17 protein-coding genes are annotated in these 25,102 nt (G+C 41.9%); 8 read left to right on the forward strand and 9 right to left on the reverse strand.

Annotation, left to right across the window (positions count from 1 at the left end):
• Positions 1–71 precede the first annotated feature (71 nt).
• The 5 genes from KHM83_RS04805 to KHM83_RS04825 form a co-directional block, all read right to left on the reverse strand.
• Positions 72–2,426: an S-layer homology domain-containing protein gene (locus tag KHM83_RS04805; protein WP_213235782.1), complete on the reverse strand. Its 2,355-nt coding sequence runs from the start codon at positions 2,424–2,426 to the stop codon at positions 72–74.
• A 253-nt stretch (positions 2,427–2,679) separates the two neighbouring features.
• On the reverse strand, positions 2,680–3,999 hold the full coding sequence (locus KHM83_RS04810) for a LuxR family transcriptional regulator (protein ID WP_213235783.1): 1,320 nt from the start codon (positions 3,997–3,999) through the stop codon (positions 2,680–2,682).
• A 274-nt stretch (positions 4,000–4,273) separates the two neighbouring features.
• Positions 4,274–5,113: a 3-hydroxybutyryl-CoA dehydrogenase gene (locus KHM83_RS04815; RefSeq protein ID WP_213235784.1), complete on the reverse strand. Its 840-nt coding sequence runs from the start codon at positions 5,111–5,113 to the stop codon at positions 4,274–4,276.
• Between the two features lie 181 nt (positions 5,114–5,294).
• Positions 5,295–6,068 carry a short-chain-enoyl-CoA hydratase gene (locus KHM83_RS04820; RefSeq protein ID WP_213235785.1) on the reverse strand — a complete coding sequence of 258 codons (774 nt, stop codon included), beginning with the start codon at positions 6,066–6,068 and terminating at the stop codon, positions 5,295–5,297.
• 152 nt (positions 6,069–6,220) lie between these two features.
• Positions 6,221–7,102, reverse strand: a complete 882-nt coding sequence (locus KHM83_RS04825; protein WP_213235786.1) for a LysR family transcriptional regulator — start codon at positions 7,100–7,102, stop codon at positions 6,221–6,223.
• Between the two features lie 442 nt (positions 7,103–7,544).
• On the opposite strand from KHM83_RS04825, the gene KHM83_RS04830 reads away from it, so the two are divergent.
• The 6 genes from KHM83_RS04830 (at position 7,545) to KHM83_RS04855 (ending at position 15,164) form a co-directional block, all read left to right on the forward strand.
• Positions 7,545–8,462 carry an AEC family transporter gene (locus tag KHM83_RS04830; protein ID WP_213235787.1) on the forward strand — a complete coding sequence of 306 codons (918 nt, stop codon included), beginning with the start codon at positions 7,545–7,547 and terminating at the stop codon, positions 8,460–8,462.
• Positions 8,463–8,702: 240 nt separating this feature from the next.
• On the forward strand, positions 8,703–10,217 hold the full coding sequence (locus KHM83_RS04835) for an aminotransferase-like domain-containing protein (protein ID WP_213235788.1): 1,515 nt from the start codon (positions 8,703–8,705) through the stop codon (positions 10,215–10,217).
• A gap of 89 nt (positions 10,218–10,306) precedes the next feature.
• Complete coding sequence (locus KHM83_RS04840; protein WP_213235789.1) at positions 10,307–11,488, forward strand: aminotransferase-like domain-containing protein; 1,182 nt, start codon at positions 10,307–10,309, stop codon at positions 11,486–11,488.
• Between the two features lie 681 nt (positions 11,489–12,169).
• Positions 12,170–13,249 carry an ABC transporter substrate-binding protein gene (locus tag KHM83_RS04845; protein WP_213235790.1) on the forward strand — a complete coding sequence of 360 codons (1,080 nt, stop codon included), beginning with the start codon at positions 12,170–12,172 and terminating at the stop codon, positions 13,247–13,249.
• Between the two features lie 201 nt (positions 13,250–13,450).
• Complete coding sequence (locus KHM83_RS04850; RefSeq protein ID WP_213235791.1) at positions 13,451–14,404, forward strand: ABC transporter permease; 954 nt, start codon at positions 13,451–13,453, stop codon at positions 14,402–14,404.
• Complete coding sequence (locus KHM83_RS04855) at positions 14,370–15,164, forward strand: ABC transporter ATP-binding protein (protein WP_213235792.1); 795 nt, start codon at positions 14,370–14,372, stop codon at positions 15,162–15,164. Before KHM83_RS04850 ends, KHM83_RS04855 begins: the two co-directional genes overlap by 35 nt.
• Before the next feature lie 289 nt (positions 15,165–15,453).
• Here KHM83_RS04855 and KHM83_RS19935 read toward each other — a convergent pair whose 3' ends face one another.
• The 4 genes from KHM83_RS19935 to KHM83_RS04875 form a co-directional block, all read right to left on the reverse strand.
• A complete protein-coding gene (locus tag KHM83_RS19935) occupies positions 15,454–16,392 on the reverse strand; it encodes an L-lactate dehydrogenase (protein WP_213235793.1) in 939 nt (312 codons plus the stop codon).
• A gap of 24 nt (positions 16,393–16,416) precedes the next feature.
• Positions 16,417–18,042 (reverse strand): DEAD/DEAH box helicase, encoded by a 1,626-nt coding sequence (locus KHM83_RS04865; RefSeq protein ID WP_213235794.1) that lies wholly within the window; start codon positions 18,040–18,042, stop codon positions 16,417–16,419.
• Between the two features lie 328 nt (positions 18,043–18,370).
• Positions 18,371–20,071, reverse strand: coding sequence for an ammonium transporter (locus tag KHM83_RS04870; protein WP_425513865.1), 1,701 nt, complete (start codon positions 20,069–20,071; stop codon positions 18,371–18,373).
• Positions 20,072–20,232: 161 nt separating this feature from the next.
• The gene (locus tag KHM83_RS04875; protein WP_213235796.1) at positions 20,233–22,323 is read right to left on the reverse strand and encodes a glutamine synthetase III family protein; all 2,091 of its coding nucleotides are present in this window, start codon (positions 22,321–22,323) and stop codon (positions 20,233–20,235) included.
• Positions 22,324–22,800: 477 nt separating this feature from the next.
• On the opposite strand from KHM83_RS04875, the gene KHM83_RS04880 reads away from it, so the two are divergent.
• Both KHM83_RS04880 and KHM83_RS04885 read left to right on the forward strand, forming a co-directional pair.
• Positions 22,801–24,096, forward strand: coding sequence for a glutamine synthetase family protein (locus KHM83_RS04880; protein ID WP_213235797.1), 1,296 nt, complete (start codon positions 22,801–22,803; stop codon positions 24,094–24,096).
• Positions 24,097–24,350: 254 nt separating this feature from the next.
• Positions 24,351–24,932, forward strand: a complete 582-nt coding sequence (locus tag KHM83_RS04885) for an ANTAR domain-containing response regulator (RefSeq protein ID WP_213235798.1) — start codon at positions 24,351–24,353, stop codon at positions 24,930–24,932.
• Positions 24,933–25,102 lie beyond the last annotated feature (170 nt).

The following is a 25,102-nucleotide window of genomic DNA, read 5'->3' on the forward strand; positions in this document are numbered from 1 at the left end:
GTGATGCAACGTATTAGGGTTATACGTGCATCATCGGTCTTAAAGTATTTGTATCGTATCGTCAACGTCTGTTATTGAAAGACGTCGTAAGCTTTATAAATCATAATAACGGCCATTTCTTTTGAGACGGTGCCTAGAGGATTTAAACTGTCGCCGCTGCCATTGATAATGCCGTAGCTGTTCAGCGTTCTCACACTCTCAGTAGCCCAGTTTGTAATGCTGTCTAAATCAGTATAAGCCATTTGATAGCTGCCTTGTGTATTAACTGAGATATCCGCCGCTTTTAATGCTTTTAAAATCATAACGCAAAGCTGTTCCCTCGTAATTGAAGCATTGGGGCTAAATGTCGTCAGACTGGTTCCACCAATAATGCCGGCATTGTAAGCATTGATAACTGCCGGGTTGTTTGTATCTGTAAACGGATTATACTGACTGTCCATTGTACCACCTAGATTCTCATACAGTTTCATCACGAGTTCGCAAAATGCTTCTCTGCTCGCCTCTGCTTTAAAGTCTGTCTGACTCATCGCCTTCGTCTTAAGTCCTGCTTCTGAAGCTTCTGTAATAAGCGCTTTAGCCCAGTCACTTGCTGTATCAATCGCGATGTCTGTTACATCATCATACGTTTGGGGCTCTGATGGCGCCCGATTATCTTTTGATGTATTAACATTCACAAAAACAACCGCATTGCCATCTTCATATTCACTATCCGGAATGGTAATCGTTTCTTTATAAGGCAGATAACCATCAACGCGAATTTCCACGTCGTAAACGGTACCAACTTCACTGACTGGCAAATCAGTAATGTGTCCCATATAGCCCTCTTGATCGTTATAATTCACACCATTGACAAAAATATCATAATTGTGTGCATCAAATACAGATGCCGGTATGTCGCATGCAGTGTGTACCATGATGATCGGTTTGACTGATTTAGTCGTTTCAGGCACTGGCGCTGGTGCAGGTGCAGGAACCGCCGCTTCGACAGGCAAGCTCAAATGAACCATATTAAGGCCATCATATTGAACCGGTTCATCAAAAGTTTGACGCGTATGTCCAACTGCCTCCACTTCAATTTCAAATCGACCGTTTCGATGCGGCACTAATTGACTCGTCACCAGATTGTCCGCAATCGCACACGAGACACCATTAACCGTAACATTCGTTAATTGTGCCAAATCACCAGTCGATTCGTCTATCACAATCAACGTGATATAAAGTGGTATTTCATCTGTCCCCTCCGTTGTATCAGCTGGTGTACCCGGTGTTGATTCTGTCGGATCATCAGTTGCCGGATCATCAGATTCTGTATTTTGATCAGTCGATGGCTGGGTCTCCTCCGGTTCTTCAGGTTCTTCATTTTCCGGCTCATTCGATTCAGGTTCTGAGGTTTCTGGCGCCGTCATATCTTCCGGCCTAGCGTCAGTGTAATTGAGTGTATATGAAGCAGGAATTGAAGCAAAGCACTCAAGTGTATAAGATGTATCATCTTCTGCATCTAAACTGTATGTGTAGCTCTCACCCGGCAATAATTTGACTTGACCCACACCTTGGAGTGAAACGCGCAGTGCTTTATCCTGTATAAAAGATGTCCCTAGCCGGTTAAGCTCAAGTTTATCCGGAGAATCGCCTCTCGTGTAAATTTTTTCTTTATTAAAAACGCTTAATGCACTGACATTGTTATTGGTTACTTTTATTTGCACATTGCCCACATTGCCCGCCGGTACATAGTAACGATCTTTTGTATCCGTTCGGAACTGATTACTGGATGCGCTATAATTCATCAACATACCAATACCGCCTTGGACTTGTTCTGATGTTCCCGAAAAAGTATAAGCAGCTGATTCATCGGTATCACGGTTTGGATCTTGTGCTATTGCGCTTGCAGTTACTTGTAATTGATAAGGAACCGGTATCAGATAGTTGGTTGCTTTATCCGGTTCGCTGTACGCTTTGCCCGAGACAGTAAAATAGTAAGTACCTGCTTCGAGATAAACGGATTTTTGATAACAGCCATACCCGTTAAAATCATTAATGGCAATCGCATTTTCCGCACCTGCGGCATAAACCTTTTTCTGCCCTGACTGATCAGACAGCATCATCGGTCCGTCAATGACCAAATCTCGATAGTAGTCAAATGCCAGCGGTTCAGCATACATTGATACCATTCCACTTTCTCTTACAATGAGCTGATAGACATCAATATTGCTGTTTTCAGTTCCCGTTTGGCTCAAAACACGTCCTTGAACCGTATCGCCGACGTTAATCTGTTTAAATGTATAGTGGTCCCCTTTATAATATTGTGATGCCATAAAATCGTCGTCAGCAATCGTTTGCACCGATGTTGTCCCAGCAACGCTAAATGACATTGTCAATACAAGACATAATACCAATGTGATCATGCCCCAAAATTTTCTTTTTCCCATTATTCGCTCCTTTAATCATGTAAGGAAATTGCACAACACCATTCTTTGATCCTTCACTAAAATATGTTGGGTTTTCATCATACAGAAAAAATCCATGTTGTCGTGAAAGGATTAAAATTTGAATGATACAATTTCCTCATGTCTTTAACATTAGTGTATGGGGCGCGCACGTAAAAAAAAACCACCCACAACGGATGATTTTCGAGCTCACACGGGCAGGGTGAGCTGCCCAAAGCCTTGAAAAATACTGTATTCAGCTTTTTAGGACAAAACATTTAATTTTTTCTTTAAATTCATCTTTTGAACTAACTTCTAATTTTAAATATACTTTTTTTAAATGTGTCTTAACGGTGTTCAAGCTAATATGAAGCCGATCAGCAATACTCGGTGCACTTTCGTCAAAAAAATAATAATAGGCAACCTCTTTTTCTCGATCGGTCAACGGGTCGAGAATCGGCAACTTTGAAAAAACGGCAAGTGTCATCTCTTCTTCACTTTTTGGCTTAACCGTCATCATGATAAAATAGCCAAGACAAATAAAAAGCGGCACCAATGTCGTCACAGCGTAGACAGCGATGGCGAAGCCTCTGGCATTAAACCACTGGGCTAAAACAGCGCCTGTCATAACGCCCATTAATATAAAAATAATTTGCGTTCCAAAAGCACCCGGTGTTTTTAAACGTTTGCTTTCATCCCACGCAAAAGTAAAACCAAAGACATTTAGGAAAGCCCATCCCATTTGCAAAAAAGTCTGAATAAAAAAATAATTTGTGAAATTAACGCCTAGTGCAAAAAAAGAAAACGCAATCCCCAATAAACTGATACCAACAACAAAGACATGTGTTTTCTGAAACCGTAAAGTTAAGTATCCCGCAAATGGTAGACAAACCACCAGCGGTAATACATTATAAAAGCGATCAATATGCTGAAAAGCATCGAGAAAAGGATAAATTCCTGCATAGCTAATACCGCCGCTTATGTAAACAATAAACAAAAAAAGACCTTGATGCCAGATTTGATTCAGCCCCATTGGTTGAATGGCAATCTCTGTAAGCGTTCGCCTTGCTATAGTATAGGCTATCGTCAGCAACAAGATAGCAATCGCAAAAGCCATCAGAGGCGTAAGCAAGGCATAACCAATGTTCAAAAAATAGAGAATAGAAAACGCAATCAAAAACGCACCGCTCATGACGGCACCTGTTAACGTAGGCGGAATTTCGCCATAGACGAAAAATGTCCAACTTCTACAAATAGTCGCAACGGCAAAGGCATAAATCCCAACTGCCAGTAAACTTAAAATAGGCAATGCTGCAACAGAGCCGACAACGCCGAAAACAGCCGTCATCACAATGCCAGTGGGGATCACCCACTTGATGTTCAATAGATTTCGAGGCATGATAAAAGAAACAATGAATGCCACAAGCGATATAACACTCACTGAAAAAATATGGAGCGCATCATACGCTTTAACAAGCGGTCCAAAGAGTGAAAACCCAATGACACAACTGTATGCAACACCAAAAGTCAAAATGATGTTTCTGTACTTTTGTATAGACTTCCAATATGCTTCCAATAGAATGCCTTTCATTTAGATTCGTTATTAAAACAGCACTATTATAGCACAAAAGTCCCTATTTTGCCACGAAAGCGACTATTTTTCTGATAATTCTGCCATTATGTAACGATTTTCGCTCCATTTTCGTGTTGATTTTCATTTGCCATTTTCATTGGTCATTTTGAATCATCAATAAAAGCAGTGCATTACTTTATATGTTAAAAACGCGATTCCCGTTGGGAATCGCGTTTTGATAGTGTCTTACAACACTTTTTCTACTTTTGCTTTAAACTTAGTATTTGAAGAAACCTTCACCTGTTTTTCGGCCGAGTTTATTGCCTCTGACCATTTTTCTAAGATATGGATGCGGTCTGTATTTTGGATCACCAAATTCATCGTAGAGCACTTCCATAATTAAATAGCACACATCTAAACCAATGAGGTCACCAAGCGCAAGTGGTCCAATTGGATGGTTGGCACCGAGTTTCATTGCAAGGTCAATATCTTCAGCCGAAGCAACACCATCTGCTAAAATACCAACCGCTTCATTAATCATCGGCACGAGAATTCTATTGACGACAAAACCAGGTGCTTCTTCAACTGCAACACCGTCTTTGCCAATTTCAGCAGTGATGCTTTTAACCGTGTTAAACGTTTCTTCAGAAGTTGCAATCCCTTTGATGATTTCGACGAGTTTCATTACTGGTGCAGGGTTGAAGAAATGCATGCCAATCACTTTATCAGGTCTCTTTGTTGCAGATGCGATTTCTGTAATAGAAAGTGAAGACGTATTGGATGCTAAAATTGTTTTGGCATCACAAGCTTCATCTAATTCAGCAAAAATTTTCTTTTTGAGATCCATTCTTTCAACAGCAGCTTCGACGACGAGATCACAGTCTTTGATAAGTGCAAGATCAACGGTTCCTGTAATCCTGCTCATGATCGCAGCTTTTTCGTCTGCTGTCATCTTTTCTTTTTTTACCAAACGCGCAAGACCAGAATCAATGTGACCCATGCCACGTTCTACAAATTCATCTTTAATATCTCTTAAGACAACTTCATGTCCGTTAACTGCAAAAACTTGTGCAATACCTGCGCCCATTGTACCGGCGCCTAATATACAAACTTTCATATGTTAATGCCTCCAAGTTATAATTAATTGATTGTCATTTGTCCTCGCTTATGGGGAAGCGAATTTTCCAAATGGAGATGATTTATTTTTAACTTCTTTAATTATAAAAATGTGAATGGTTAATAATGTGAATGTCTAAAATGTTAAATAAAATAAGTTAATGCCTTGTCCTTCAAATACTTTATTTGAAGTTAGCTTTACGTTTTTCGACGAATGCCGTCATGCCTTCTTTTTGCTCTTCATTTGCAAAGCAAAGACCAAAAATATCTTTTTCAATGAGCATGCCCGTTTCAATATCCGTCTCAAAACCGCGATTTATGGCTGTTTTTGCATAACGAACTGCCGACTGGCTATTCTTTGCAATCATTTTAGCCATTGCATTTGCTTCGTCCATTAATGCTTCTGGCGTTGCCACTGCATTAACTAGCCCAATTTGAAGCGCTTCAGCAGCGTCTATCATTTTAGCTGTGTAAATTAATTCTTTTGCTTTTGCGACGCCGACAATTCTTGGAAGACGCTGTGTGCCGGCAAATCCTGGCGTTATGCCCAGACCGACTTCCGGTTGACCAAATTTTGCTTTTTCGCTGGCAATGCGGATATCACACGCCATAGAAATTTCACAGCCGCCGCCTAATGCGAATCCATTAACCGCAGCAATTACTGGTTTTTCCATTAATTCAATTCTTCTGAAAATACCCATTGCAAGGCCTGCGAAGGTTCTCGCCTCTTCCGGCGTCTTGTCCTTCATCTCTGTAATATCAGCCCCTGCTACAAATGCTTTGCCTTCACCAGTTATGATGAGGACTTTAATTTCGTCATCTCCTTCAATTGCTGCCACTGCATCGTCAAGTTCTGACAGCAGCGCAGTGTTTAATGCGTTTAGTGCTTTAGGTCTGTTGATTTTTAATACCGCTATGCCCTCGTTTTTTTCGAGGATTAACGTTTCGTAACTCATGATAATCCCTCCTGATCATGAAACATTATGTTATCGACCTATAAATATAAGTCTCCCTACATAGTTATCATACCAATTTATAACGCGACTATCAAAAGAAATATGCTAATTTTGATCAATTTGATGAAAATTTATCATCTTTTACAATACAATTAATCGAATCGACTTGAAAAGGCTTGTATAAAGTCAATGAACGTCTGTGTCGCCTTTGAACGATAACGCTCCGAGCGCCATGCCAGTGCCGCTTGAATTGTCAAAGGAACCTCCAATGAAACAGAGGCAATTTCATCAACTCCCTCAGCCAATGATTGAAGGACAAACGCTACACCGGCGCCCTGAGCCACCAGCCCTAAAATCGTACTGATCTGATTGGATGAAAAAAGAATATGGGGTTCATAGCCGCTCTCATGGCACAGATCTAAAATCCTTTTGCGCATAAATGTCTGCTCATTTAGCAATATAAAGGATTCATCTTTTAATTCGGAAATGGAAAGGGAACGGCGCTGTGAAAGCGGATGCGACTTCGGCAGGCATACTTTCACTTCATGCGTGGTTATTGGCAAAATACTTAGTTGAGGTGCATCGGCAATGACCATAATAACCCCGACGTCTAAGTCGTCTTGTATTAGTCGCCGCTTAATTTCAAGTGTTCCCTCCTCGATAATGGATAGTTCAATTCCGGGATAATCTCGATGAAACTCACTGAAAATAGGCGGAAAGAGATAAGCACCGAGCATTGGCGGTACACCAATGCGAATATGTCCTTTATGCATGTTTAAATAATCTTTCATCTCTTCAACAAGATCATCATACTGTTCGAGCAACGCATCAACACGTTTTAAAAAAATTTCTCCTTCGTAAGTCAGTGCCAGTGGTTTGCACGAGCGATCAAATAGTTCCAGTGAGAGCGTCTGCTCCAATTTTTTAATTGATAGTGAAAGAGCCGGCTGAGCGACATGTAATTGCTCAGATGCCTTTGTAATATTGCCGATATGTGCAATTCTTTGAAAGTATTTTAACTGCTTAATCTCCATGGACACGCTCCTCTTGAGAATATGCTAAAGCTTTGTAAAACGGCAGCGCATTTCAGGTTTATGAACCAACGAAACACTATTTTCTGCACAGAATGTCTTCGATTAAAATTTTTTATTAATATTTCTCATTTGCATTATGGTTAGCTCACTATAGGCTATAAGCTTTCATTACCTTCATTACCTTCATTACCTTTATTACTTTTATTACTTTTATTACTTTTATTACTTTTATTACTTTTATTACTTTTATTACTTTTATTACTTTTATTACTTTTATTACTTTTATTACTTTTATTACTTTTATTACTTTTAGCATTGGCACAAATATTAATATTATTAATAATATCATATGTTATTGATATTTGTAATTAATAATCAATTGCGATATATTATAGTTGTCAAGTATTGAGAACACATAAGGACGCCCTATTGGGAGGCAAGCATGAATTTTATACAGATATTTTTGGAAATTCTCGTACTCGTCATCTATATTGGCATCGGCTATTTTGCAAAGAAAAAGCAGTTCATTACAGAGGCGGGATCGCGGGACATGAGTAAACTCGTCGTCAACATCGCTATGCCGCTGCTGGTTATTTCTTCTATGAATATCGCTTACGACCCGCGTTATTTACACAATATGCTCATGATGACAGTTTTATCGCTGTCTTATTTTACGCTCTCAAGCCTTGCAACAAAAAAACTGTCGACATTTTATGCGGATGGTCACGGCAACCATCGAGAACTCAGGTATTGCATGGTCTTTGGGAATGCCGTTTTTCTTGGTTACCCACTCAGTCTCGCACTTTTCGGCAGCGAAGGCGTTCTCTACGCCTCAGTCTATGTCGCTATTCAAAATATTTTTCAGTGGACCGTTGGCGTTCAAAATTATGCCACCACCCAAAGTGCCTCCGAAAGATTAAAGAATCTCATCAATCCCGGATTGATTGCCATTTTAGTTGGCCTGATACTCTTTTTCTTTCGCATTGACACCCCGGCTTATTTTCTAAAAATAGCGAAGGGTATCGGCGCAATATCCGTGCCGCTTGCACTCATGGTGGTGGGCTCTCAGCTCGATCTCAACCATATGCGGGAAGCATTTCAAAATAGGGGTATTATGCTCAGTGTCTTTACGAAATGCCTCGTTTTTCCCGCCATTTTTTTGACGCTGCTTCTATTAACCCCTATTGACAGTACACTTAAGTCAATTTTAACCATTGAAATTGCAGCACCGGTACAGGCATCCGCAGCATTATTCGCCCGAAATTTTGGCGGTGATGCACTAACGGCTGCAAAATGTGTCGCTTTATCGACGACAATTGCCATTTTGTCCATCCCATTCTTTCTCATTATGATCGCTTAAGTGCTCACATGATACGACATTGTTGCTCTGTATCGTTTAAGCGCTCTAAAAACACCGCTGGAGCTTTAAGACGGTTTTAGCTTTAATTCGCCATAATATCCCCCCTACCTTTGCGCTAGCCGAGAACTTACCCCTCTCTGCAAAGGTGGAGGGTTTATTTTTTTGCAAATTGGTCGTTTGCATCTGAAAGAAAATGCTTTATACTCTAATTGGTTGGTACCAATTGTTTAAGGAGGCCTTATGCATATAACGCTCAACAAGCAGCTTAATGCACCGCTTTATCAGCAAATCAAAAACCAGATTATTCGTCTCATTTTATCCGGTTCGCTTTCTGCTGGCGATATTCTTCCTTCTGAGAGACAGTTGGCCGAGCAGCTCGGCATTAACCGCAGTACAGTAAACAAAGCTTATTGGGAACTTAAGTCTGAAGGTTTTATCGATGCGCAAATGGGGTCAGGCACTATTGTTGCATCGCAATTTTCAAGAACAGCAGAAAACACGGATGCTTATATTCCACCAATGCCTTGGCCCCAAATCATGACACAGCCCTACCAATTGTCTGGTAACACAATTATTAAAACGGCTCTTGAAGCCATCGGTGAACCCGATACGATTTCTTTTGCCGGTGGTTTTGCAGGTGATGATGTCATTCCAGTTGACCTCGTCAAATCGCTGATGCCAAAATGTCTTAGCACCTACGGCAGTCAACTGCTTCACCCAACACCTTTACTGGGATTAAGTGCCCTGCGCAGCGCACTCTGCAAGCAGGGCACGCTTAAAGGCATTCAAGCAGGCATCCAGCAATGCATGATTACCTCTGGCGCACAACAAGCGATTTCATATCTCACCTCGCTGTTTATATCACCTGGCGATATGATCTTTACAGCAGCGCCAAGCTATGTTGGCGCCATTGAAATCTTTAAAGCACATGGCGCCAAAGTGGTTGGGATTCCAGTAGACCAATTCGGCATGGATACAGATATACTCGAAAATTATTTGATCCGCTATCGACCAAAATTGATTTACCTCAATCCAAATTTTCAAAATCCAACCGGCACTTATCTCCCTCTTGAGCGCCGCAAGAAATTATTGGATTTAGCTTATTTGTATCAAATTCCCGTTATCGAAGATGACCCGTATTCCGAAATCTACTTTGACCGTATCGACGTACCTTTATTGAAGGCTATGGATCGTCATCAGTATGTGATATACATTGGCACTTTTTCAAAAATGCTCTTTATGGGCGGACGACTCGGTTGGATCTTTGGTGCTGAAGAAGTCATTCAAAGGTTGGGCTTTATGAAACAAGTTACAGATCTTCACGCCAATACATTGCACCAATACCTCGTACTGGAAGCGCTTCAGTCTGGGATGCTGCCAAAGCACTTAGCGCAATTCAGAGCGCAGGTAAAAGCCAAACAAGATGTTATGGTTGAAGCACTAAACGCCTATCACATAGATGGCATGTCCTTTAACATTCCCGAAGGCGGTTTCTATTTATGGCTGGAATTACCGTCCCGATTAAATGCACATAGCTTTTTCGAAGCCTGCAAAACGTTAAAAGTAGCCGTGATGCCCGGAGATCCCTTTTTTCCTCAAGCGACTGCCGAACATACATATGTTAGGATAAACTATACGTATCCTGCCATATCCGATATTCACGAAGGTGTTAGGCGCATCATGAAAGCCATTGAAATGGCAACTGTCACCTCTCAGAATCAAAAAATCGAATCTTATAATGATTTGATATTGTGACACTGGCTGTTATGCTGTCAATCAGATCATATAAACGATATACACTTAGAAAGGAGCATCATAATGCAACGGCATTATGAAAACGGGTTATGTATCAAAAATTTTATTCAACTGTTGCCGCAGAGGCAAAAGGATCAGATGTCAGAAGATTGCTGAAATATGCAACAATGGAAAACTTTATTTCCTTTGCTGGAGGTCTGCCGTCCAAAGACGCCTTCCCAATGGATTCCATTGAACGTGCAACACAAAAAGCCATTGATCTTTATGGCTATCAAAACTTTCAGTACGGTGCGACTGAAGGCGTGCCGGCTCTACGGCAGGAGATTGTAAAAATCATGGCCGACCGCGAAATAACAGTTGCAGATGATGAGCTCCTTATCACAACGGGCTCTCAACAAGCTCTGGACATCTGTGCAAAAGCCTTTATCGACAAGGGAGACTATATCATCTGCGAAAGCCCAACCTACTTAGCGGCCATCAATGCTTTTAAAGCGTATCAGCCTAACTTCCTAGATGCACCAATGGATGACGAAGGCATTATTCCAGAAGCTGTAGAAGATTATCTTAAAAATTACAAAGTCAAATTCATGTATATCATTCCAGATTTTCAAAATCCGACTGGCAGATCATTGAGTCAAGAACGTCGTAAACAGCTCGTGGCTATTGCCAACCAATATGATGTTCTTATTATCGAAGACAGTCCATACGCTGAACTCAGCTATGACGGCAAACCTGAAAAACCACTCAAAGCATATGACACCGAAGATCGCGTCATCTATTTGAGTACATTTTCTAAAATTGTATGCCCGGGCCTTCGCCTCGGCTGGGTTGCTGCGCCTGCCAAATTAACAGAAAAAATCGCACTGTTAAAGCAAGCTACTGATCTTCATACCAACCAATTCTCACAATATGTTGTCGCAACTTATTTACAAGATAACGACATCAATGCTCAGATCGACCATATTCGCGACATTTACCGCGTGAAGCGAGATGCAATGCTTCGCGCGATCGAAACATACTTCCCAAAAGAAGTTTACTATTCAAAACCGACCGGCGGCATGTTTATTTGGGCTGAATTACCTGAACACATTGAAACAAGGCCTCTGTCAGACGAAGCCCTCGAATATCGAATCGGATTTGTTCCCGGTGATGCCTTCTATCCAAACGGCGGTTTTTATAATGGCATGCGCATTAATTTTTCAAACGCATCTATCGAGGAAATTGAAACGGGCATTAAACGCCTGGGCGATCTCATTAAGACAAAACTCTAAGCGAGCGCTATTTGCAATCATTATTGTAAAAAATGCTCCACGTAACAGTGAGGCTATTAACAGTGCAGTTAGACTTCAAAAGTTTAACACTTAACAACATATAATCAGTTAGGTTATAATTATTCAAAAAATATCTATAAAAACCACAGAAACGTTACAGCGTCTGTGGTTTTTATAGATTATTATTAACATTTATCACCACTGTCATTGAACACCGACACAGTCTAATCAACTTTATCCCCCACGCTTTACTTGTACGTTGTTAACACTCAGCAGCTGCTCAGTAATGTTTCAAAATAAAAACAACTGAATATTTATCAAATTGCCCTTGACAATCGGAGTGCAGATTCTTATAATAACACTAACAAACCAATGATGCGGAGATAAAACCATAATAAGCGTCAATAGAGAACAGGGGCTGGTGGAAACCTTGTGAAAATGCTGTATGGTAAATGGACCGTTGAGGGCGCGGTGAAAGGCAACGAGTAGCTTAGACGTACGCTGGCGTTAACAGCAGGGAATGTGTTGGCATTTTCGAAATTGTTTCATAACAATACTTTGGGTGGCATAGCAGATAACATCTGTCCTAACGTGAGGATAGGTGTTTTTTTATTTGCACACCAATGCAGCGCATCTCTCAATTTCTGTACGATTTATATTAGAAAAGAAGGAGAGACTATAATGATGACTCAAAAAAACACAAACACACTTTTTAAAAAATTCGGTATTTTAACACTAACACTGATGATGGTGGTCAGCATGCTCGCAGGATGCGCTTCAAAATCAGAAGAAGCGGCGCCAGCAGAAGCCAATCAATCAGAACAAGAACAAACACAAACAACTGAACAGCCAGAAGCAACAACCTCAGCTGATCCATATGTTATCGCAATTGTTCAGCCAATGGATCATCCTTCACTCAACGAAATCAGAGATACCATCGTCTCAGAACTTTCAGCGCTGGGACTTGACGATCAAATAGAAATCAAACTCGAAAACGCAAATGGCGATGGCAGTATGCTGCCAACCATTATGCAAAATCTTTTAGCTGAAAATGTTGATATGCTCGTTCCGATTGCAACACCAACAGCACAGGCAGCCATGGCCGCTACAGACAGTGTCCCAATTGTCTTCTCCGCAGTCAGCAACCCTGTTGAAGCCGGTGTCGTCACCGCTTTTGATCAGACGACCGGAAATATCACAGGTGTTTCAAACGCAATCGCCATTGAGGAAATTTTCGAACTCGCAAAAATCTTAACACCTGATGCAAAGACATTTGGATTTGTCTATAATACAAGTGAAGTCAACTCTGCAACCGGTATTGAACGCGCAAAAGCATACTGTGATGCCAATGGTCTTAATTATGAAGAAGCGACAATCACGGGCACTGCCGACATCCAACAAGCGGTTTCATCGCTCATCGGTGAAGTCGATGCACTTTTCACACCTAATGACAACACGGTGGCCTCTGCAATGGCAACTTATATGCAATCGGCTATGTCGGGGAATTTACCAACTTATGTCGGTGCAGACTCTATGGTTAAAGATGGCGCCTTTGCAACTGTCGGCATTGACTACACCATACTCGGTCGTCAAACCGCTCAGATGATCGCGAGAATTGTCGGCGGTGAAACCATTGCAGAAAACCATGTTGAACAAATCAGTGAATATTCAAAAATGATTAATATCGGTACTGCCAATGCACTCGGATTAGAAATTCCTAAAGACACTTTAAAAGGTTTTCTGATCTTTGGCGAAGAATAATTTGAACCCAGCAGAACAATCTTCATTGTGTAACAACCATACAAAATTGCTGCAAAATAACGACAGATGGCCGTCACCGGCCGTCTGTTTATGATTAATCTAAACGATGACACCAATCTTCCTTCACAATATATCCGATCTATCGCATCAAGGAAGATGATTATTTTCAAATGCATCGCTGCTAAGACGAAAGAGGCTCTCATGATTTTATTAGTTGGCTCATTACAACTCGGTTTTCTTTATGCCGTAATGGCAATGGGCATCTACATTTCATTTCGAATTCTCAATACGCCGGATTTAACTGTAGATGGCAGTTTTTCTCTCGGTATGGCATGCGCAGCCGTTTTAACGGCATCCGGACATCCCATACTGGCACTCATTGCCACTCTATTCTTTGGCGCTATCGCCGGTACTGCAACAGGACTTTTGCAGACCAAATTGCTCATCCATCCCATTTTGTCAGGTATTTTAGTTATGACGAGTCTTTATACAGTCAACCTCGCCATTATGGGAGGACGATCCAATTTATCCGTTGCCGGCAAAGCAACTTATTTTACAATGTTAAAAGAAACCTTTGGCGGAAACATGCTGATGATGACTTGTTTTGCCATCATTCCAGCTTTACTGTTGCTCGTTATTGTCCCGATTTTCTTTAAAACGCATCTCGGCCTCGCAATTCGCGCTACAGGCGATAACGAAGAAATGGTACGGGCGTCTTCGATCAATTCAAACTTAACAAAGTGTATCGGCCTTGCCATTGCCAATGCCTGCGTAGCGCTGTCAGGTGGATTAATCAGTCAATATCAAATGTTTTCTGATGTCTCATCCGGTAGTGGGATGGTCATTATCGGACTCGCATCTGTTATTATCGGTGAAACGCTCTTTGGGAAAAGAGGTGTTACAATCGGGATTGCATCTGCAATGATCGGTTCCGTCATTTACAGAATCATTGTTGCATTTGCGCTAAAAATTGATCTCTTCCCTTCCTATGCTCTAAAACTCATCTCGGCAGTGATTGTCGTTATCGCCCTGTCAGGGCCTTCTGTACAGCAATCCTACCATCAAATGAAAATCAGAAGGGAGGTTCGACGCCACGCAAAACGCGAAGCGTCTACAGCATATGCTGAAACTCATGAATGTAAACAAGACCTTTAATAAAGGCACCATTAATGAACGCAATGCACTTGATCACATTGAACTACACGTCAATCCCGGTGATTTCATTACCATTATCGGTTCAAACGGCGCTGGTAAATCAACACTGTTTAACGCTATCTGCGGTCAGTTCCTCGTTGATTCAGGCCAAATCATCCTAGACCAGCGAAATATCACTGCCTTTTCCGATCATCAACGCGCTTTTGAAATTGGGCGTTTAATGCAAGATCCCATGAAGGGAACCGCACCAAATATGACGATTGAAGAAAATTTGGCACTTGCTTTTACACGTAAAGCCAAACGCGGTTTATTCGCCCTAAACAAATCTGATCGATCAAAGTTTCGCGAAATCTTAAGTCAGCTCGAATTGGGGCTAGAGGATCGTATGAAAACAAAAGTCGGGCAGCTTTCAGGTGGTCAGCGCCAAGCTGTCACATTGATTATGTGCACCATAGCCGAACCAAAGTTACTGCTGCTGGACGAACATACCGCAGCGCTCGATCCTGAAACAGCACAAAAAATCTTGGCAATTACAGAAAAAATCATTGCGCGTGATCATTTAACTGCCATGATGATTACCCACGATATCCACGCTGCGCTGAAACTCGGCAACCGCACGATCATGATGGATGATGGTCAAATCATCCTAGATATTGCAGGCAAAGATCGCAGCGCCCTCACAATGGATGAGTTATTATCTTTTTACTCAAAAGAACGCAAAAAGCAGCTTGCCAACGACCGCATGCTGTTCACATCATAAAACTTAAAAATGCTATCAACAACCCTTTCTATATTATTCATTATTGGCGTCATTATACGTCAAAACCCCAGCGTATCACCTTGTGATATACTGGGGTCTTATTTTTCAATTTACCGCATGGGGCCCTATCGCCAAGTATGCTGTCAGCCTTGGCACAAAGCATACTGTCACAGCCTTTGCACAAAGCATTTAAGGCATTGACCTAATCATCTTTCGATAAACATTTGCTGAAATCTGTTGAATTCCCGTCATACGAAGGCTATACCGCATCTCAACAATCACACAATAATCACAGCGACTGTGCCATTTTATTATGTGTCAGGACAATTTCGCAGGATTGATCAAAACTTTTTTGTTCTGCACCATCTAGGGGCATTTCAATTACTTCCAGAACGCCTTCCCTACCAATAATCGCGGGGACACCAATGTGGAGGTCTCTATGACCATATTCACCATGGAGCCGTGCTGATACAGGCATTACAGAATGTGAATCATGCACAATTGCGCGTACGACATTCGCCAGCACAGTCCCAATGCCAAATTCTGTAGAACCTTTGCCAATCACAACTTCCATACCAATCATATGGGTACGTTTCAATATCGCGGCTTCATCCAGTTCTGCATATCGACTGCCCTTTAGAGATCGCAACAATTGGCCGCCAACTCTCACTGCGGAAAATGGGATCATGCTTGAATCGCCATGCTCGCCGAGTACGAAACAGTCAACGCCTCGTGCATCAATATCAAGCGCCTCTTTAAACGCTCGTTTGCACCGCGCTGTATCCAGCGCAGTTCCCGTACTGAATATTCTTGATGAATCCCATTCCAAAGCGCGATACATAAAATCAGCAATGACATCAGCAGGATTAGAAATGCACACCAATGGGCCAGCGAACTGTGTCGCCTTAAGCTTTGGTGCAATGTCCTGCATACATGCAATGGAATCACCAAGTGTATCCAATCTCGTTTGCCCTTCTCGTCTTGGTACACCTGCTGCAAGTACGACAATATCAGCGTCGTCACAATCCTTATAATCGCCTGCCCTAACGGTTACGGGGTGAGGCATAAAAATACCTGCATCGGCGATATCGGCAGCCTGTGCAGAAGCTTTTTCAGCTTCAATATCAATGTAGACGATTTCATCGACATCACCATATTGCATAAGGCTATAGCCGCAGTGCGAGCCAACATGACCTGCACCAATGATTACAATTTTGAACTGTTTCACAATGTCACTCCTATATAAGCTTTCTTAACGTTTGAAAAGACGTGTAATTTTACCGATAATTCCCGTTGACTGTGCAGCTTCTGCCTTTTCAAGTACGGGCTTTGCCGTTTGGCTTTTAGCCTGCTGTTTTTGATTCTCAACAAACTTCGTTGTACTTGCAACATGGATGCGGTAAGCATTTTCCGAAGGCCGCTGTTGAGCAGGACGACTTTTGCGCGCATCATCGTTCGGCTGTTTCATACTTCGCGGCTTACGCACCTTTTCATTCGTTGTATTCACTTTTGTCCGCGTCGTATCCTCCACGCGTTTACTGCCGGATTTCGGACGCTGCATTTCTTCTGTGCGTTTATTGCTTTTAGCACGTGCTGAGGCTTCCATTCTTTTGGTGTCGTCTGCAATAGATGCAGCACCCTCTGAAGGTTTCTTAACGCGCGGCTTGCGGTTGCGTTTCTTGCGCTCTCCTGCTTCACTATCACTTTTTGGAATCTCGCGCTTTTTATATTTCCACTTGCTGTTGGAATTTTCAAAAGCTTCATCTGCCATCGCTTCTGTCGGTGGTGTTTCTTCATCAATGAGAACGCCAACATGCTCTTCAATCTCATAAAGCGACATAATATCGTCACTGGTTACCAGCGAAATAGCAACACCGCCATTGCCGGCTCTGCCGGTACGTCCGATACGATGGATGTAATTATCTTTTTCATTTGGAACATCATAATTAATGACCAAAGACAAATCCTCAACATGGAGTCCTCTTGCAGCAACATCAGTTGCGACCAAGATCTGATTATCGCCGCGCTTAAATCGCTGCAGCGTCCGCGTGCGGTTACTCTGCGAATTGGCCCCATGCAACGCGTCGGAGTGATAGCCTTTGCGCTTTAAATAGGTGTCGACACGATCAACACCAACTCTTGTATTACAGAAGATCATGCAGCTGTCCGGCTGATAATAGCGAAGCGTTCGATTTAAGATTGTATTTTTTTCTTCTCTTTTGACCTTGTAATAACTTTGTTTAATCGTATCTACTGTTTTCGTATCCGATGCAATTTCAATGATTTCAGGCGCTTTCATATAGCGTTTTGCCATCTTTGCAATTTCAGGCGGCATTGTCGCTGAAAAGAGCATCGTCATCCGATCTTCCGGCGTCTTCTTTACAATACGAATGACTTGATCAAAAAAGCCCATATCGAGCATACGATCCGCTTCATCTAATACCATGTATTTCACATTATTCAATTTTAAGTTCTTTTGCTGGATATGATCCCATACGCGGCCTGGCGTTCCCGTGACAATCTGAGCACCCTTGAGGGTTTCGATTTCCTTGCTCATATTATGTTGCCCGTATACCACTGTTGTCTTAAGTGATAAGAACTGCTTCATCTTACGGATGTCCTGATCAATCTGCAACGCTAGCTCGCGTGTTGGCGTCAATATAAGTGCCATTTCATCGCCCGAAAGACTGTGCAGAATAGGCAATGAAAAAGCTCCGGTCTTGCCACTGCCCGTCTTGGAACGCACAATGACATCTCGGTTATCCAGTATGACTGGAATTGCACGCTGCTGTACTTCCGTTGGTTCTGCAAATCCCATTGCATCAACGGCCTTAATGAGTTCTTCTTTTAAACCTAATTGTTCAAATTGATTTTCCATGTATTCTCTTCCTCAACTTTTTACTCCCTCCATTATATCAAATATACGCATATGTGCCCAATCTTTCTATTCGTCTCACTTGAAATTTATCTGAAATCCCTTCATTCATTTTAATCCATGCTGCTTTGATACCGTGATCGTGTTGAAAATCGTTCCTTTAATAAGCATCGCCGTGTTCAAATACATGACTTATAACAATCTACAATAGCCATACTCGAACGTTCCTTTAATACATGGCAAAGACCCTGCGGCCATTGTCATTGACAATCTTCGCAGGGTCTCTATTTATGGTACTTTATTAAGGAGCTAATTTAGAGGCGCACTGTTATTATTCATCTTGCAATGCGTCATATCCTCTTTCACCTGTTCTAACTTTGATAACATCCTCTACATCGTAAACGAAGATTTTACCATCGCCGATATTACCAGTGTAAACAGAATCAATCGCTGTTTTAATGGCTAATTCAACCGGCACTTTACAGATGACGAATTCAACTTTAACCTTTGGCAGTAATGTAATGTCTACTGGAACGCCGCGGTAAAATTCATGGCTGCCTTTTTGCATCCCGCATCCGAGGACTTGTGTCATTGTCATACCGGTAATGCCGATTTTATGCATTGCCGTTTTGACTTTATCAAACTTGTCGGGACGAATAATCATCGTCACTTTTGTAATCTTAGCATCTGGATGTTTTGTAGAACCCGAGTCTTTTCTCGTTACCGGTACGGCTAATTCTTCTGGTACCATCCCAGCCGGATATTCAGATGCTGCTGCTAAAGCATGCGTTGAAACAGTACTGATCATTGGTGTGAAGTCTGCATAAGCGCTTGCTAAACCATGTTCATATACATCGAGTCCAGTTACTTCTTCAGCTTCTGAGACACGAAGACCAATTGTCGCTTTAATAATTGTAAATAAGAGTCCCATTGTAACAGCAACCCAAAGTGCAACGGCTACAATACCAATTAACTGAGTGATAAACAAATCAGCGCCGCCGCCATATACGAGGCCGCCGTCAAGTGCAAAGACACCAACTAAAAGTGTACCAAGTGCACCACAGATACCGTGGACGCCAATTGCGCCAACAGGATCATCAATTTTTAATACTTTATCAATAAATTCAATGCCAAAGACAATGGCGATCCCTGCGATAATACCAATAAGAGCTGCACCACCAGGTGATACGGCATCACAGCCTGCTGTAATAGCAACAAGACCTGCGAGTGCACCATTGAGTGTCATGGACACATCCGGTTTTTTATAACGGAACCATGTAACGATCATTGTTGTAAGTGCTGCCATTGCAGCTGCCAAGTTCGTTGTTACAAAGATATTTGATGTTAAGAAAATCACATCATCGCCTACCATACCGACAGTCGATCCACCGTTAAATCCGAACCATCCAAACCAAAGAATAAATACGCCAAGTGCCCCCATTGGCAAATTATGTCCTAAGATTGCTTGTGGTTCACCAGTTTCGCTGTATTTACCAATACGAGGTCCGATCATTTTAGCACCGACGAGTGCCGCAACACCACCGACCATATGAACAACAGTTGAGCCTGCAAAGTCGTGGAAGCCCCTTACAGCTAACCAGCCGCCGCCCCAAATCCAGTGACCTGATATAGGGTAAACAACCGCACTAATGAAGAAACTATAAATGATGTATGAAATAAATTTTGTTCTTTCTGCCATAGCACCTGAAACAATTGTTGCCGCTGTTGCACAGAACACTGTTTGAAAGATTAAAAATGCCGGCAGTGGTACACCGTCAGGCAAACCGTATTCACCGAGAACCATTGGATCAAATACGCCAAAAATCGCATTACCTGAACCAAACATGATCCCAAAACCAATAATCCAGAATGCAGGTGTCCCGATGGAGAAGTCCATCAAGTTTTTCATGATGATGTTACCTGCGTTTTTTGCTCTCGTAAAACCTGCTTCAACCATTGCAAAACCAGCTTGCATGAAGAATACGAGTGCTGCTGCTACGAGTACCCACAACGTACTTGCCGAGTTATACATTTCCATAAATTTCCCTCCCAAAAAAATGGGCGTGCTACCCATTCCCAGAGCAATTTCTGAGAATGAATAACACGCCGCTGTGTTTTTTGTTTAATTGTCTTTTTCTCTCTATAGATGTTTATACAATGCTGTCAGCTATTACGATCCCGGCTAACCCGGAATTAGTTATAAAATAAGATTTCGCCGTATGTTGGATATGGCCAGTATTTCTTGCCAACAACCGTCTCAAGCTCATCCGCAACGATACGAAGTTCTTCCATTGCCGGAATAACTGTGTTTCTGTAGTACTCTGCTTCAGCTCTTGTGCTTTCGCTCTCAGTACTTGCAAGCTTAGATTCGAGCTCCCCAACTTTTGCATAGAGATTGTCAGCAAGTTTTGATAATTTGCCAAGCAGTTTTTCTTCGACTTCACATGAGATTGACGCTGAAACAGCTTTCTTTTGAGCCGCTGTTTTACCTAAGTCTGAAACGTAGTCGAGTACTGCCGGTAAAATCTCTTTTGTAGCCATTTCTACCATTGTAAGTGCTTCAATGTTCAAAATCTTGCAATAGCTTTCAAGGTTAATTTCGTATCTTGAATGCATTTCTGACTCTGAATAAACACCATGTTTCGTAAAGAGTTCGATATTCTTTTCTGAAATAAAGTAAGGCAGTGCTTCAACCGTTGATTTAAGGTTTAACAAACCACGTTTTTCAGCTTCAACAACCCACTCTTCAGCATAATTATTGCCATTGAATACAATGCGTTTGTGTTTTGCAATCGTTTCTTTAACCAATGCATTCAAGTCTTCTGTAAAGTTCGCAGATCCTTCGAGTTTATCTGCAAACTCTTTCAGTATTTCTGCAACAATCGTATTGAGGACAGTGTTTGGTCCTGCGATAGATGCCGCTGAACCAACTGCACGGAATTCAAACTTATTGCCGGTAAATGCAAATGGCGACGTTCTGTTACGGTCTGTATTGTCCTTAGGGAATTTAGGCAATACATCAACGTCAATTGTCATATGTTCTTTGTCTTTTTGGTTGTACTCTGCACCCGCATCAATTGCATCGATAACAGCACCGAGCTCTTCGCCAAGGAAGATAGAGATAATTGCCGGTGGTGCTTCATTTGCACCTAGACGGTGATCGTTGCCCGCACTCGCAATGGAAATTCTAAGAAGATCCTGATATTCGTCAACTGCTTTGATAATCGCCGTTAAGAATAAGATAAACTGTGCATTTTCCATTGGTGATGAACCTGGATCAAGCAGGTTAACGCCTGTATTTGTAGATAGCGACCAGTTATTGTGTTTCCCACTGCCATTGATTCCGGCAAATGGTTTTTCATGCATTAAACAAGCCAAGTCATGTTTAACAGCAACTTTTTTAAGCATTTCCATTGACAGCTGATTGTGATCTGTCGCAATGTTTGAATCTGTAAAAATAGGTGCTAGCTCATGTTGAGCAGGTGCCACTTCATTATGTTGTGTCTTTGCCAGTATGCCGAGCTTCCAGAGTTCTTCGTTGAGATCATCCATAAATGCCAAAACTTGTGGTTTAATCGTTCCAAAATAATGATCATCAAGTTCTTGTCCTTTTGGTGGTTTAGCACCGAAAAGGGTTCTGCCTGTGTAAATCAAGTCTTTACGTTTTGCATAATCGTCTGATTTGATCAGGAAATACTCTTGCTCAGGTCCCATAGTCGCTGTTACCTTCGCTGCATCATCAATGCCGAACAGCTTTAAGATTCTAAGCGCTTGTTTGTTAATCGCGTCCATTGATCGAAGAAGCGGTGTCTTTTTATCTAATGCTTCGCCGCTGTATGAACAAAACGCCGTTGGAATACAGAGGATACCATCTTTGATAAATGCATAAGAAGTTGGATCCCAAGCTGTATAGCCTCTTGCTTCAAAAGTTGCTCTCAAACCACCTGATGGGAAGCTTGATGCATCCGGTTCACCTTTAATGAGTTCTTTGCCTGAAAACTCCATGATGATGTTGCTGCCACCATCTTTTGGTGAAATAAAACTGTCGTGTTTCTCCGCTGTGATACCTGTGAGCGGTTGGAACCAGTGCGTAAAGTGCGTTGCACCTTTTTCAATTGCCCAGTCCTTCATTGCATTGGCAACGACGTCTGCAATTGAATCGTCTAAGTATTTTCCGCTCTCAATTGTCTTCTTCAGCGCTTTATAGGTATCCTTTGGCAAACGTTCCTTCATTGCGCTGTCATTGAAGACCATGCTTCCGAAGAGTGTGGAAACATTTTTCATAAAGCTGTCCCCCCTTAATAAAATTTTCTGGCTATAAACAAAAAAATGGCGTTGCACGACCATTTAGGTCTGCAGCGCCATTGCTACTATAGGTGCAATTATAATTTCCAGCAAAGTGTTTGTCAACCCCTATTCGCATAAAATTTCATTTTTTTTGGAAAAACATCGCCTAAATGAAGTGTTTTCACCCTTGACATGCCCCAAAACACGCATTATAATAAGTTAAACTTAGTTAAACATTCGTAATTCTTATGAGCAAGGGCGTTCATAATAGATCGTAATGCGTTTGCGTATGGTTTATTATGAACGCTTTTACTATGTATAAAATCTAATACATTTCAGCACAACATTTAATGTTGTCGAATTTTCTAAAGATTTCGATATCAATCGGTGTTCACACGAAACATTCTATTATATAATAGAATGAAAACATCCTAATGCCACTTTTAGCTAACCGCAAATGAGGAGGCGATTTCCATGAAGTACACGGCAAAAGAAGTTCTGCAGTTTACACGCGAAAACGATGTCAAATTTATTCGTCTCGCTTTTTCCGATATTTATGGGGCACTTCGAAATTTATCGATTATGCCGACCGAGCTTGAAAAAGCATTTGATCAGGGCATCGTATTTGATGCAACTGCTATTTCGGGCTTTGACAGAACAGCGGGTTCTCTCGTGCTAAAGCCGGATCCTACAACACTTTCTATACTGCCTTGGCGTCCGACTCAAGGTCGCGTCATTCGTATGTTTTGTCATATCTACCATGAAGATGGTACGCCTTTTTCAGGCGACTTCAGACGTCAGCTCATCGGCGCGATTGATGAACTCTCGTCATTGGGGCTTCGTGCTTCAATTGGCCTTGAATGTGAATTCTACCTTTTTGAACTCGATGATAAGGGATATGCGACGACGACACCGCATGACCGTGCCGGCTATTTTGACATCGCACCAAGAGATCGCGGTGAAAACGTCAGACGGGATATTTGTCTAACCCTTGAAACAATGGGACTCCTTCCTGAAACGTCACATCATGAGCGCGGTCCGGGACAGCATGAGATTTCATTAAAATACGTTTCACCTCTTGATGCCGCTGATCAGTTTCTTACTTTTAAGTCCGTGGTTAAAATGGTCGCCGAACGCAATGGCCTGCACGCATCGTTTATGCCGAAACCGCTTAAAGCCGAACATGGCAATGGGATGCATATTAATTTATCCCTTTACCGGTCTAATGAGAATTTATACAATGCCAACACTAGCCAACAAGTGCTCGCATTTACACACGGCGTACTCAATCAATTACCGGCGCTTTCGCTGTTTACCAATCCGTTGACGAACTCTTATTCCAGACTGCGGGCACAGCATTCGAAAAAGCTCGTGGAACCTGACGAACGGGCATGGTTAAGACTGTTGACCGGACATGGAGACGCTAGCCGCATTGAACTTCGTTCGCCAGATCCAACATTAAATCCGTACATCGTTTTCACATTAATGCTCCGAGCAGGTATTGCGGCACTTGAAACATCCAGCGAAACCGGCTACAGTTATCAGCCAATCAGTGCTGAAATGCGCAACAAGACACTTGACCTGATTCCAACATCTCTCAAAGCCGCCATTCAAATTGCAGAGCAGTCGAGTTTTTTATCAAAGACGATTCCCTATCTCTTTCTTGAAGACTATTTCGACGTCAAACGCAACGAATGCATGCTCGTGGAAGAATCAACAGATCATTATGTTCAGGAGATTTCACATTATTTTGATACTTCTATTACCTGAGAAAACTGCGTCATTCAAATTTTAAGCCTTCCCGCAGTATGTCGCTTTCACAGGGCAAACGACAAACATTCAACAAATTGTGACGAAAGATCAACGGAAGGCTCATATGTCACGTCCTTAACTAATCAATATCAGAATGTATTGTACTTGGTCATGCACGGCTGACAACGGCGTCGCCGTGACATCATATTTTAGCATCGTCAGATTATTAAATAGTGAACTTATTAAAACATTACCAAAGGGGGTGATAGCAAATGGAGAGAATTTTGGTTGTGTCAAGCGCTGAAAACAGCCAAGTACTGTGTCGAGAACTCTTGTCGTCGTTTCAGGCGCAAGTTGTCAATATCGGCGACGGCAGTGAAGCTAGACGTACGATTCTCACCCAAAGCTTTGATCTCATTATTATTAACGCCCCGCTAAAGGACGAATTCGGTCATGAATTGGCCGCCATGTTTTCTCAAAAGACAACAGCCGGCATTATCCTACTCGTTAAAAGTGAATTATCCGATCAAATTGCTGAACGCGTTGAAGATTATGGCGTCGTTTGTGTTCCGAAGCCCATTAGCAAAGCCTTTTTTTATCAGGCTGTCAAAATTGTCTCAGCAACCAGCAAGCGTCTCGTTGACCTTCAAAACGAAAACATTCGCCTGCAGCATAAGATTGAAGATATGCGCATGATAGATCGCGCAAAATACGCACTTATTAAATACCTTAATTTTTCTGAACCTCAGGCACACCGCTATATTGAAAAACACGCCATGGATATGAGAATATCGAAACGTGAAGTAGCCGAGAACATCATTAAAACATACGATACATGGCGTGATCCCAGTTAATCGGTTCACGCCATTTTATTGTCTTAAATGCTTAACGCATCATTTTTTCAATCGGGTAGGAGAGAAAGTTAAATAACTTTCCCGACCTCCCACAGCACCGTACGTACGGGTCTCGTATACGGCGCTTCCCAAGTTTATGCATTAACAGTTTTGTATTTGTCAGAAAAGAA

The organism is Fusibacter paucivorans (genome assembly GCF_018390735.1).
Classification (GTDB): domain Bacteria; phylum Bacillota; class Clostridia; order Peptostreptococcales; family Acidaminobacteraceae; genus Fusibacter; species Fusibacter paucivorans.

Excerpts from the sequence above, each read along its gene's own strand:
- KHM83_RS04870 (WP_425513865.1), bottom strand. The coding sequence starts at position 20,071 with ATGTATAACTCGGCAAGTACGTTGTGGGTACTCGTAGCAGCAGCACTC.
- KHM83_RS04865 (WP_213235794.1), bottom strand. The coding sequence starts at position 18,042 with ATGGAAAATCAATTTGAACAATTAGGTTTAAAAGAAGAACTCATTAAG.
- KHM83_RS04815 (WP_213235784.1), bottom strand. The coding sequence starts at position 5,113 with ATGAAAGTTTGTATATTAGGCGCCGGTACAATGGGCGCAGGTATTGCA.
- KHM83_RS04845 (WP_213235790.1), top strand. The coding sequence starts at position 12,170 with ATGATGACTCAAAAAAACACAAACACACTTTTTAAAAAATTCGGTATT.
- KHM83_RS04830 (WP_213235787.1), top strand. The coding sequence starts at position 7,545 with ATGAATTTTATACAGATATTTTTGGAAATTCTCGTACTCGTCATCTAT.
- KHM83_RS04850 (WP_213235791.1), top strand. The coding sequence starts at position 13,451 with ATGATTTTATTAGTTGGCTCATTACAACTCGGTTTTCTTTATGCCGTA.
- KHM83_RS04805 (WP_213235782.1), bottom strand. The coding sequence starts at position 2,426 with ATGGGAAAAAGAAAATTTTGGGGCATGATCACATTGGTATTATGTCTT.
- KHM83_RS04820 (WP_213235785.1), bottom strand. The coding sequence starts at position 6,068 with ATGAGTTACGAAACGTTAATCCTCGAAAAAAACGAGGGCATAGCGGTA.
- KHM83_RS04825 (WP_213235786.1), bottom strand. The coding sequence starts at position 7,102 with ATGGAGATTAAGCAGTTAAAATACTTTCAAAGAATTGCACATATCGGC.
- KHM83_RS04885 (WP_213235798.1), top strand. The coding sequence starts at position 24,351 with ATGGAGAGAATTTTGGTTGTGTCAAGCGCTGAAAACAGCCAAGTACTG.
- KHM83_RS04855 (WP_213235792.1), top strand. The coding sequence starts at position 14,370 with ATGCTGAAACTCATGAATGTAAACAAGACCTTTAATAAAGGCACCATT.
- KHM83_RS04880 (WP_213235797.1), top strand. The coding sequence starts at position 22,801 with ATGAAGTACACGGCAAAAGAAGTTCTGCAGTTTACACGCGAAAACGAT.
- KHM83_RS04840 (WP_213235789.1), top strand. The coding sequence starts at position 10,307 with ATGTATCAAAAATTTTATTCAACTGTTGCCGCAGAGGCAAAAGGATCA.
- KHM83_RS04835 (WP_213235788.1), top strand. The coding sequence starts at position 8,703 with ATGCATATAACGCTCAACAAGCAGCTTAATGCACCGCTTTATCAGCAA.
- KHM83_RS04875 (WP_213235796.1), bottom strand. The coding sequence starts at position 22,323 with ATGAAAAATGTTTCCACACTCTTCGGAAGCATGGTCTTCAATGACAGC.